Annotated in this window: 11 protein-coding genes; all 11 read left to right on the top strand. The window is 45.6% G+C overall.

The genetic code is table 11. From position 1 onward, the window contains the following. The first annotated feature begins 232 nt into the window (after nt 1-232). The 11 genes from A8F94_RS08305 (at nt 233) to A8F94_RS08255 (ending at nt 10,881) form a co-directional block, all read left to right on the top strand. Nucleotides 233-604, top strand: a complete 372-nt coding sequence (locus tag A8F94_RS08305) for a carboxymuconolactone decarboxylase family protein (protein ID WP_066198263.1) — start codon at nt 233-235, stop codon at nt 602-604. A 282-nt stretch (nt 605-886) separates the two neighbouring features. Further along, nucleotides 887-1,075, top strand: coding sequence for a hypothetical protein (locus A8F94_RS08300; RefSeq protein ID WP_066198260.1), 189 nt, complete (start codon nt 887-889; stop codon nt 1,073-1,075). Nucleotides 1,076-1,418: 343 nt separating this feature from the next. Beyond that, nucleotides 1,419-2,204 carry a Fe-S cluster assembly ATPase SufC gene (gene sufC / locus A8F94_RS08295; protein ID WP_066200335.1) on the top strand — a complete coding sequence of 262 codons (786 nt, stop codon included), beginning with the start codon at nt 1,419-1,421 and terminating at the stop codon, nt 2,202-2,204. A gap of 17 nt (nt 2,205-2,221) precedes the next feature. After that, nucleotides 2,222-3,526 (top strand): Fe-S cluster assembly protein SufD, encoded by a 1,305-nt coding sequence (gene sufD / locus A8F94_RS08290; RefSeq protein WP_066198258.1) that lies wholly within the window; start codon nt 2,222-2,224, stop codon nt 3,524-3,526. After that, nucleotides 3,523-4,755: a cysteine desulfurase gene (locus tag A8F94_RS08285; protein WP_441294181.1), complete on the top strand. Its 1,233-nt coding sequence runs from the start codon at nt 3,523-3,525 to the stop codon at nt 4,753-4,755. Before sufD ends, A8F94_RS08285 begins: the two co-directional genes overlap by 4 nt. After that, nucleotides 4,745-5,185: a Fe-S cluster assembly sulfur transfer protein SufU gene (sufU, locus tag A8F94_RS08280; protein WP_066198255.1), complete on the top strand. Its 441-nt coding sequence runs from the start codon at nt 4,745-4,747 to the stop codon at nt 5,183-5,185. Before A8F94_RS08285 ends, sufU begins: the two co-directional genes overlap by 11 nt. A gap of 142 nt (nt 5,186-5,327) precedes the next feature. Beyond that, the gene (gene sufB, locus A8F94_RS08275) at nt 5,328-6,725 is read left to right on the top strand and encodes a Fe-S cluster assembly protein SufB (protein WP_066198252.1); all 1,398 of its coding nucleotides are present in this window, start codon (nt 5,328-5,330) and stop codon (nt 6,723-6,725) included. Nucleotides 6,726-7,187: 462 nt separating this feature from the next. Next, nucleotides 7,188-8,033, top strand: a complete 846-nt coding sequence (locus A8F94_RS08270; protein ID WP_066198250.1) for a DUF72 domain-containing protein — start codon at nt 7,188-7,190, stop codon at nt 8,031-8,033. A 241-nt stretch (nt 8,034-8,274) separates the two neighbouring features. Further along, the gene (locus A8F94_RS08265) at nt 8,275-9,093 is read left to right on the top strand and encodes a sulfite exporter TauE/SafE family protein (protein WP_066198245.1); all 819 of its coding nucleotides are present in this window, start codon (nt 8,275-8,277) and stop codon (nt 9,091-9,093) included. A gap of 14 nt (nt 9,094-9,107) precedes the next feature. Further along, entirely contained in the window at nt 9,108-9,512 is a 405-nt protein-coding gene (locus A8F94_RS08260; protein ID WP_066198242.1) for a DUF6157 family protein, read from the top strand. A 16-nt stretch (nt 9,513-9,528) separates the two neighbouring features. Then, nucleotides 9,529-10,881 (top strand): bifunctional metallophosphatase/5'-nucleotidase, encoded by a 1,353-nt coding sequence (locus A8F94_RS08255; protein WP_066198241.1) that lies wholly within the window; start codon nt 9,529-9,531, stop codon nt 10,879-10,881. The last annotated feature ends 38 nt before the right edge of the window (nt 10,882-10,919 follow it).

The raw sequence follows: 10,919 nt of genomic DNA, 5'->3' as shown, positions 1-10,919 counted from the left end.
TGTCCTGAATTCCTGTAAATCCGTCCTGATCCAATTTACGAACACCTAAGAGCTGCCTAACAAATTGTATCCGAACACATGTTCTAGCGTTTAACTTTTGGGGCACTCGTATTCCTTTTGTAAAAAATACTTGAACAAGGTCCCGGTATGTCGGTGCTGTTTCGTTACGAATACTCTCCCATTTGTTATTGCATACTAATCCTTGTGATGACTAACGTTAGGAGTGGGAAAAATGGAACATTTTCATGAGCCGCAAAATTCAACGGAGGCAGCGTTATATGACTATAAAGCTGGCCTTGGCCTTTTCACACAAAAGATGCCGGATATAGCCCGCCATTATAATGCCTTTACGGAGGCATGCTTTAAAGAAGGGGCTCTTTCACAAAAGCAGAAACAATTAATCGCCCTCGGTGTCGCTCTAAATGCACAGGACGAGTATTGCATTGTCTATCATTTGAAAGGATGCCTTGATCAGGGAGCATCCGAACAGGAAATTTTGGAGGCAGTCGGTGTAACAGCGGCATTCGGCGGGGGAGCCGCGATGAGCCAGGGCGTAACCCTTGTACAGGAAGCGATGGATGAATTAAATCAGTTAAAACAATAGAAAGATACTTGCGGCCTTTTACAAAAAGGGCCGCATTTTTTATGCGTTGTTCCTGTTGATCGATTGGCACAGCTGGAACAAGTTTCCATTAACCCGTTTTTCAAAAGACGTTTCCTCAAAACCTCTAAGGGTAAACAAAAAATGGCAGAGTTTTTGGCATTGATTTAAAAAGATGCCAAAACTGCAAACAGGCAGCAAAGATAGTCTACAGACATAGCCCTCGCTTGAGGTGTAGGCCATTTTTGCAAAAAACAGCTAGTGTTACTGGAAAGGGAGAGGAAAATGGATAACAACAAACTTGATATGAAGTATACGTCTGAAATGGAAAAAGCGATGCAGCAGTCCCATGGAATTGGCTATGAGGAGTATAATCTTAAGCATGAGGTACGCCTGGAGGTCGAGCAGCGCCGTGAGGAAGAGTATCTCAAAAGCCAAAGGATTGTAGCTGATATTGACCGGAAGGTATTTTAGGTTTATAAGCGGGTGATAAGGGCCCGAAAACAATTAATATATTATAGGAAGAAAGCCGGGATGCCAGTGGACCTTTTCACTGGCATTTCGCCATTTTTTGAGCTATTGTAGGTACGTATGATACATGAAGTCAGGCTGGCAGGGGAAAATAGCTGTAGAATTATGCTCGGCTCATTCTCACTGGGGCGTGGTTATTGAAAATGGTGAGCAGCTTTTTACAACGTTTGAAAGGGTTGCTAACTATTTAAATTTGTTATAAGATTGTAATGAGAATAAAATGAGAATGGAAGCTTGGCTGGCAACAACAGCAACTAAGCTTCTTACTTTTAGCGGAGGTATGGAAATGGGCGGATCAACTTTAACGATCAAAGACCTGCATGTCGAAATCGACGGCAAAGAAATTCTTAAAGGGGTTAACCTGGAAGTAAAAGGCGGGGAAATCCATGCGATTATGGGACCTAATGGTACTGGTAAATCGACTCTTTCCTCAGCAATCATGGGCCACCCTAAATATGAAGTAACGAGCGGTTCCATCACACTTGATGGTGAGGATGTGCTCGAAATGGAAGTGGACGAGCGCGCTCGCGCAGGCCTGTTCCTTGCCATGCAATATCCAAGCGAAATCAGCGGCGTGACAAATGCCGATTTTTTACGCTCTGCAATCAACAGCCGCAGAGAAGAAGGCAGTGAAATATCCTTGATGAAATTCATCCGCCAAATGGATGAAAAAATGGACTTGCTGGAAATGGACCAGGATATGGCCCAGCGCTACTTGAACGAAGGTTTCTCCGGAGGCGAGAAGAAGCGCAATGAAATTCTCCAGCTAATGATGATTGAGCCTAAGATTGCGATCCTGGATGAAATCGACTCCGGTCTTGACATTGATGCACTTAAAGTTGTTTCCAAAGGAATCAACCAAATGCGCGGTGAAGATTTCGGCTGTCTGATTATTACCCACTATCAGCGCCTTCTAAACTACATTACTCCAGACCATGTGCATGTAATGATGCAAGGCCGCATCGTGAAGTCTGGCGGACCTGAATTGGCCCAGCGCCTTGAGGCTGAAGGCTATGATTGGATCAAGCAAGAGCTTGGCATTGAAGATGAATCTGTCGAGCAAGAAGCTTAAGCTTAGGGGGATTAATCATGACAACTGAAACTTTACTTCCTTTTGACCAAGAGTTCGTAAGCTCTTTTTCAAAAGAGAAGGCCGAACCGGAATGGCTTACCGAGCTGCGCGTTAAAGCGCTGAAGAGTGCGGAAGAGCTTCCGATGCCAAGGCCTGATAAAACTAAAATCGATAAATGGAACTTTTCGAAGTTCAGCCATTTTACTGTTGAAAGCGCACCATACGCATCGCTTGATGAGCTTCCTGAAGAGGTGAAATCGTTTGTTGACGCGGATGCGCAAAAAAACTTGTATATCCAGCGCAATAATACGCCTGCTTACCTTTCTCTGTCACAGGAGCTGAAAGACCAGGGTGTTATTTTTACAGATATCCTGACTGCAGCAAAAGAGCATGGCGATCTGTTGCGCAAGTACTTCATGAACCAGGCTGTCCAGGTTGACGAACATCGCCTGACTGCCCTTCATGCAGCATTGGTGAACGGCGGAGCATTCCTTTATGTTCCAAAGAATGTTGAAATTGCCGAACCAATCCAGGCTGTGTACATTCGTGACAATGAAAATCTAAGCCTGTTCAACCATGTGATTATCGCAGTTGATGATAACAGCTCCGTTACCTATGTTGAAAACTACATTTCCACTGTGGAAGGCGAAGGTGTTTTCAATATCGTCAGCGAAGTCGTCCTCGGCACGAATGCACGTGTCCGTTATGGCGCAGTTGATAATCTTGCAAAAGGAATTACGACTTATGTAAACCGGCGCGGCATTACCGGCCGTGATTCCCATCTTGAATGGGCACTTGGCCTGATGAACGACGGCAATACAATTTCCGATAATGTTACAAATCTAATTGGTGACGGCTCGCAAAGTGATCTGAAAACGGTCGTTGTAGGCCGCGGGGAACAGATCCAGAACTTCACGTCCAAGATTGTCCATTTTGGCAAAAATACAGAAGGTTTCATTCTGAAGCATGGCGTTATGAAGGACAGTGCTTCTTCGATCTTTAACGGTATCGGCAAGATTGAACATGGCGCTTCCAAATCGAATGCCCAGCAGGAATCACGGGTATTGATGCTGAGCGAAAAAGCTCGCGGCGATGCAAACCCAATCCTGCTTATTGATGAAGACGATGTAGTCGCTGGACACGCGGCATCTGTCGGCCGTGTTGATCCTCTCCAATTGTATTATTTAATGAGCCGTGGAATTTCGAAGACTGAAGCCGAGCGCCTGATCATTCATGGATTCCTCGCACCGGTTGTCGATTCTCTTGCTATTGAAGGCGTGAAAAGGCAGCTTTCCGAAGTGATTGAGAGGAAAGTCAGATGATTAATTCTGCAGAATTGCGTGAACTGTTTCCAATTCTGAATCAGGAAGTGAACGGGCGGCCGCTTGTCTATTTGGACAGCGGCGCTACTTCACAGAAGCCGATTCAAGTCATTGAGGCGCTTGATGCTTACTATCGTGAGTATAATTCCAACGTTCACCGCGGTGTCCATACGCTTGGAACAAGAGCAACCGATGCCTATGAAGGAGCACGCGAGAAGGTCAGGAAGTTCATCAATGCCAAATCGATTCAGGAAGTTATTTTTACACGAGGGACGACGACCGCTTTGAACACAGTCGCCCACAGCTATGCGATGGCAAACCTAAAGGAAGGCGATGAAATCGTCATTTCCCCGATGGAACACCATAGCAATATCATCCCGTGGCAGCAGGTCGCAAAGCGGACCGGCGCCATATTGAAGTATTTGCCGCTTCAGGAAGACGCAACGATTTCCCTTGAAGATGTCCGCAATACGGTGACATCGAACACCAAAATCGTATCGATCATGCATGTTTCAAACGTGCTTGGCGTTGTAAACCCTGTTAAGGAAATCGCAAAAATAGCTCATGAGAACGGGGCAATCATGGTCGTCGATGGCGCCCAGAGCGCTCCTCATCTTAAAGTGGATGTCCAGGATTTGGATTGTGATTTCTTTGCTTTTTCCGCCCATAAAATGTGCGGACCGACCGGAATTGGGGTATTATACGGTAAAAAGCATCTTTTGGAAAATATGGAGCCGATTGAGTTTGGCGGTGAAATGATCGATTTTGTCCATGATTATGAGTCAACCTGGAAGGAGCTTCCGTGGAAGTTCGAGGCTGGCACACCAATCATTGCAGGTGCAATTGGACTTGGCGCTGCCATTGACTTTTTACAGGAAGTGGGACTTGATAACATCGATGCCCATGACCGCAAGCTCGGAGCCTATGCTTTGAGTAAAATGTCCGAAATCGAGGGCATCACCATTTATGGCCCATCTGATATATCGAAGCGGACAGGGATTGTTACGTTCAATATTGAGGATGTCCACCCGCATGATGTTGCAACAGTCCTTGATGCGGAAGGCATTGCAGTCAGAGCCGGCCATCACTGTGCCCAGGTGCTGATGAGGTGGCTGAAAGCAAGTGCGACTGCGAGGGCAAGCATGTACCTATACAACACCGAAGAAGATATTGACAGGCTGGTAGAAGGCCTTGTCAAAACAAAGGAGTATTTCAGCGATGTCTTCTAATAACTTGGACCAGTTATACCGCCGGGTCATTATGGACCATTACAAGAACCCGCGCAATAAAGGGGTCATTGAAGATGGAAGCCTGACAATCAACATGAATAACCCTACATGCGGAGACCGGATCCAGCTCACAATGAATGTTGAAGACGGGATTGTAACCGACGCGAGATTTGAAGGGGAAGGCTGCTCGATTTCGATGTCTTCCGCTTCAATGATGACACAGGCGATCAAGGGGAATTCAATTGAAAATGCCTTGAACCTTTCCAAAATATTTTCCGATATGATGCAAGGCAAGGATTATGATGATTCGATTGACCTTGGCGATATCGAAGCGCTCTCTGGCGTTTCAAAGTTCCCGGCCCGAATCAAATGTGCAACCCTTGCATGGAAGGCAATGGAGAAGGGCCTTGGCGACCAAACCGAAGAATAATGCATTATGCTTTAGAAGAGCTAACCGAAGCTTTTAAGGGCTTCACTACTTCAGGCTAACGCGGCAGCATACGGTGAAATTGCGTGCAGTGACCGCAATTTTAAAAAACTGCCCAGGCGCCTAAGAATGGAGGAATATGGAGATGGCTAAAAAAGCACCAGAAATCGGCGATTACAAATATGGATTTGCCGACCGCGACGTTTCCATCTTCCGATCTAAGCGCGGCCTGACGCGCGAGATCGTTGAGGAAATCTCGAAAATGAAAGAAGAGCCGCAGTGGATGCTCGATTTCCGCCTAAAATCCCTTGAGCATTTTTATGCGAAACCGATGCCTCAGTGGGGCGGCGACTTGAATACATTGAATTTCGATGAAATCACATATTATGTCAAGCCTTCCGAAAAAACAGAGCGTTCCTGGGATGAAGTTCCTGAGGAAATTAAGCGTACTTTTGATAAGCTTGGTATTCCGGAAGCAGAACAGAAATATCTTGCAGGTGTATCGGCTCAGTACGAATCCGAGGTTGTATACCACAATATGCAGGAAGACCTTGAAAAGCTTGGCATCGTCTTCAAGGATACTGACTCGGCACTTAAGGAAAATGAAGACATTTTCCGCAAGCACTGGGCAACAGTTATCCCTCCAACTGACAACAAATTCGCTGCTCTTAACTCAGCGGTATGGTCTGGAGGTTCATTCATTTATGTCCCTCCTGGTATAAAAGTGGATACTCCGCTTCAGGCGTATTTCCGCATCAACTCCGAGAACATGGGGCAATTTGAACGTACGCTGATCATCGTTGATGAAGGAGCTTCTGTTCACTATGTAGAGGGCTGTACAGCTCCTGTCTACACTACAAACTCACTTCACAGTGCGGTTGTTGAAATTATCATTAAAAAAGACGCCTATTGCCGTTATACAACAATCCAGAACTGGGCGAACAACGTCTACAACCTCGTTACTAAGCGTGCGGTTTGTGAAGCGAACGCGACGATGGAATGGATTGACGGTAATATCGGTTCCAAACTGACAATGAAATACCCGGCTGTCATCCTAAAAGGTGAAGGCGCGCGCGGCTTGACCCTGTCTATCGCTTTGGCAGGCAAAGGCCAGCACCAGGATGCAGGTGCAAAAATGATCCACCTAGCACCAAACACATCTTCAACAATCGTGTCAAAATCAATCTCGAAGCACGGCGGAAAGGTAACATACCGCGGAATCGTCCACTTCGGACGCAAAGCTGACGGTGCCCGCTCCAATATCGAGTGCGATACACTGATTCTTGATAACAAATCAACTTCGGATACGATTCCTTACAACGAAATCCTCAATGATAACATTTCGCTCGAGCACGAAGCGAAAGTTTCAAAGGTTTCCGAGGAGCAGCTCTTCTACTTGATGAGCCGCGGTGTCTCCGAACAAGAAGCAACCGAAATGATCGTCATGGGCTTCATCGAGCCGTTCACAAAAGAACTGCCAATGGAATACGCAGTTGAAATGAACCGCCTGATCAAATTCGAAATGGAAGGCTCAATCGGTTAATATTGCTTGCTAAACCCGGCCGGGGCTCTCCTAGGCCGGGTTTTTTGCGTTTTGGATGTTGGCTTGGTTGAGAACTATAGTTTCAAGCGTTGATAATAACAACTTGATAGTGAAATGCCTAAGAATTGTCATTCATAGTGTTAATGAATAACAACTCGAGTGTGAAATGCCTAAGAGTTGTCATTCATAGTGTTGATGAATAACAACTTGAGTGTAAAATGCCTAAGAGTTGTCATTCATAGTGTTGATGAATAACAACTCGAGTGTGAAATGCTTAAGAGTTGTCATTCATAGTGTTGATGAATAACAACTCGAGTGTGAAATGCTTAAGAGTTGTCATTCATATCATGCAATCGTATTTTCGCGTAGTGGTAGTTGGCTGTTTACTTTCCCTTCCCAGGGGAAACTTGTCTACATAAGTATTTTAGAACGTTTGTGCTATGATGGTACTGGAGGGATAGTATGATCTATATTGGGGTTACGGGCTGGGGAGACCATGATAGCCTATATGGGCCTGGGGTCTCGGCCAGGGAGAAATTAAGTGAATATGCGGGGCACTTCCCGGTCGTGGAAGTGGATGCGGCATTTTATGCGATTCAGCCGAAAAAGAATGCTGAAAGATGGGTCGACCAGACGCCGGACTCGTTCCAGTTCATCGTCAAAGCCTATCAAGGCATGACCGGGCATCAGCGCGGCGAATCGCCATTTGAATCAGAAGATGAAATGTTCGAGGCCTTCAAAGATTCACTAGAGCCTTATAGAAAACGAAATAAGCTAGCAATGGCACTGTTCCAGTTCCCGCCTTGGTTCGATTGTAAAAAGGAAAATGTTGAATACCTTCGTTTTTGCAAAGCAAAAATGGAGGACATTCCGTGTGCAATCGAATTCAGGCACCAGTCGTGGTATCTGCCGGAATTCCGTGAAGGGACTCTTAGCTTCCTTAGGGAAGAAAAGTGGATTCACTCTGTCTGCGATGAGCCGCAAGCAGGCACAGGTTCCATTCCTATTGTCCTTGAGGCAACAGACCCGAGTAGGACGCTTGTCCGTTTCCATGGCAGGAACGTACACAGCTGGCAAAAGAAAAATGCGAAAAATTGGCGCGAGGTGCGCTATTTGTATAAATACAACCGCCAAGAGTTAATCGAGTGGGCGGAATATCTTAAAGAACTTCAGCAGAAAAGCAAAGACTTATACGTCCTGTTCAACAACAACTCGGGCGGAGATGCTGCCGGCAACGCCAAAGATATGATGGAGATACTCGGTATTGAGTATCACTTCCTCGCCCCTAGGCAGCTGGACTTATTTTAATAAAAGAAATGGTGGCTCGAGTTAAGTTTGGCTGGTAAGCAGGTCTAAAAGGAAATAATACATCCCGGGAAAGCGACAATTTCCTCATGAGGCGTGCAAAAGGAAAAAGTACTTCCCGGGAAGAGCAACTTTTTCCTTTTGAAGCAGATTCCTTTTACTGAGGGAAAATCTCTAACCCAAGTAAAAAAACGAATTAGTTTTAAGAAAGAGAAAGTTATAGCTAACGCGGGGAGAGAATAGGATGGAATGGCTGCTGATACTATTAATTGGGCTGGCGGCAAGTGCGCTTGGCTCATTAATCGGACTTGGCGGTGGGATTATCGTTGTCCCTGCGCTTCTTTTTATCGGTACGTTTGGCTTACCTGAAGTTTCCCCTCAGGTAGCTGTCGGAACCTCACTTTTTACGATGATTTTCACGGGGATGTCCTCGACAATTGGCTATATTAAGCATAAAACAATCGATTACAAAAGCGGTCTGCTGTTTCTGATTGGGAGCGCTCCCGGCGGTATTGCTGGTGCATATTGGGTCAAGTTTCTTGATGTCCAAGCCTTCAATTTTTACTTTGGTACTTTTATTTTGTTGGTTTCGTTTGTAATGGTGATTCGAAATAAAATCAAGCCGCTGCCATTCAATAAAGAGACAGGCTATGTGCGGACATTTACCGACCCATCAGGGAATACATATGAATATGGCTTCAACCCTTTCGTTGCAATCGCTGTTGCGCTGATTATTGGTTTTATTTCAGGGATCTTCGGGGTTGGCGGTGGGTCGCTGATGGTTCCGGCAATGATTATCTTTTTCTATTTTCCGCCCCATGTAGCAGTGGCCACGTCTATGTTTATGATTTTTCTATCCTCAATTGTAAGCTCGGTCGCCCATATCGCACTCGGCAACATTGACTGGCTATATGCGGCTCTGCTTGTTCCTGGTGCGTGGATAGGTGCCAGGGGTGGGGTATACTTGAACCAACGGCTAAAAAGCAAAACGATTGTACTCATATTGCGAATCGTGTTGGTCATAATCGGGGTCCGGCTTATAGTTGAAGGATTCGCAGGTTAAAAAGGAGACAAACGATGTGCTATAAGAATACGTTCATAGTAAAATCCGAGGATTGTGAGTTAAAAGAAGCGGTCATCCCTGGTCCCCGGAACGGCAAGCCGACTATTGCGTCAATCGAATACGAAATAATCTCTTCAAGCCCATATCAATTTAGTCAGGAAGACGTCCAATTTCAGACATATGCAGCGAAAAATCAGCTGCAAGACAGTCCAAACCTTGAAGAGCTGCGCGAGCAATTTTTCGCCAAATCGAGGGCGTGCTTCAGAGCTTCTCCATTGGTAAAAAAATATGGATGGGGCATTCACTATAATGAAGACGGGCTCATCGCCCTTTATAATTCCGGGTCAGATGAGTATCAAACTTTCCTTCGCGACGGGATCGTCAAAATTTTGAAAGGGATGCGCTCAAAAAGGAAATAAAAAGGAAGCGACCAACATGGAAACAATACATATTTATCATACAAATGATTTACACAGCCATTTTGAGCATTGGCCAAAAATTAGCCGCCTTATTCGTGACCGGGTCAAGTTTCATCAGGAACATGGCGAACCGGTCTTCGTATTTGATATCGGTGACCATGTTGACCGCTGGCATCCCTATACGGAAGGAACGATGGGGAAAGGCAATACCAAGATGCTGAATGAAACAGGCTATACAGCAGCAACCATTGGCAATAACGAAGGAATTACCCTCTCATATGAAGGTCTTGATTCCCTTTACCAAAAGAAGACTTTTGATGTCATCGTTGCCAATCTCTATAACAAGAACGGTTCCCGGCCAGAGTGGGCCGTGCCCTATAAATTATATACAACGAGGGAAGGGACCAGGGTTGCGGTCATCGGCTTAACTGCCTATTTTGCACTTTTCTATAAAATGCTCGGCTGGAAGATTAGTGACCCGCTGAAAGAACTAAAGCAACAACTAGCAGAAATAAGCGGGAAGGCTGATATCATTGTCCTCCTTTCCCATCTTGGCATTCATGATGATGAGCGGATTGCCGAAACGTTTCCAGAGATTGACGTCATTCTGGGCGGACATACCCACCATATCCTTCACGATGGAAAAACGATAAATAATACATTGCTTGCGGCTGCAGGAAAGTATGGCAATTTCGCAGGGCATGTCATTCTTGAAATTGACCAAAAACAGCTTATAAGTAAAAAGGCGCTTCTATACCCAATTGGCCAAATTTCTCGTGAACCATGGGAAGCCGAGGCTTCAGCCGGTCTTTACGATGCAGGTAAAAGCCTGCTCCAGGAAAAGGTGGCAGAGCTCGAGGGAGAATTGACAGCCGATTACTTTCAAGAATGCGATCTGCCGCAGCTTTTATGTGAAGCACTTCGTGACTGGTGCGGGGCGGAATGTGCCTTTTTGAATGCCGGACTGATTTTGGGACCGCTTCAGGGAACTGTAACAAAGTTCGACCTTCTGTCCATCTGTCCCCACCCTATCAATCCTTGTCTTGTCCAGTTAAATGGAAATGAGCTTAAGGAAGTACTCAGGATGACGCTGGACGAGGACTTGCACCATCTTCAAGTTATGGGACTCGGCTTCCGCGGCACTGTAATGGGAAAGTTCGTCTATGATAATATCGAGATAGTAGAGGACGGGCTTGAATTCCTCGTTAACGGTAAGCCGATAAGTGGCGATCGGGACTATTCTGTTGCAATTCCGGACATGTATACATTCGGCAGGCTGTTCCCGGAAATCATCCGTACTAATGATAAGAAATACTTCATGCCTGAATTCCTGCGAGATGTACTGGCTTGGAAACTGAACCAGTTATGAATGAATTGGTAAATTGAGTGCATGATGAAATAAATTTT

The organism is Bacillus sp. FJAT-27225, assembly GCF_001685025.1.
In the GTDB taxonomy this organism is placed as follows: Bacteria; Bacillota; Bacilli; order Bacillales; family Cytobacillaceae; genus Bacillus_D.
Note: the sequence above shows the minus strand (reverse complement) of the source record. Positions and strands in the feature narration are given on the sequence as shown.

Coding starts and splice junctions, on each gene's coding strand:
- A8F94_RS08305 (WP_066198263.1), top strand. CDS start 233: ATGGAACATTTTCATGAGCCGCAAAATTCAACGGAGGCAGCGTTATAT.
- A8F94_RS08300 (WP_066198260.1), top strand. CDS start 887: ATGGATAACAACAAACTTGATATGAAGTATACGTCTGAAATGGAAAAA.
- sufC (WP_066200335.1), top strand. CDS start 1,419: ATGGGCGGATCAACTTTAACGATCAAAGACCTGCATGTCGAAATCGAC.
- sufD (WP_066198258.1), top strand. CDS start 2,222: ATGACAACTGAAACTTTACTTCCTTTTGACCAAGAGTTCGTAAGCTCT.
- A8F94_RS08285 (WP_441294181.1), top strand. CDS start 3,523: ATGATTAATTCTGCAGAATTGCGTGAACTGTTTCCAATTCTGAATCAG.
- sufU (WP_066198255.1), top strand. CDS start 4,745: ATGTCTTCTAATAACTTGGACCAGTTATACCGCCGGGTCATTATGGAC.
- sufB (WP_066198252.1), top strand. CDS start 5,328: ATGGCTAAAAAAGCACCAGAAATCGGCGATTACAAATATGGATTTGCC.
- A8F94_RS08270 (WP_066198250.1), top strand. CDS start 7,188: ATGATCTATATTGGGGTTACGGGCTGGGGAGACCATGATAGCCTATAT.
- A8F94_RS08265 (WP_066198245.1), top strand. CDS start 8,275: ATGGAATGGCTGCTGATACTATTAATTGGGCTGGCGGCAAGTGCGCTT.
- A8F94_RS08260 (WP_066198242.1), top strand. CDS start 9,108: ATGTGCTATAAGAATACGTTCATAGTAAAATCCGAGGATTGTGAGTTA.
- A8F94_RS08255 (WP_066198241.1), top strand. CDS start 9,529: ATGGAAACAATACATATTTATCATACAAATGATTTACACAGCCATTTT.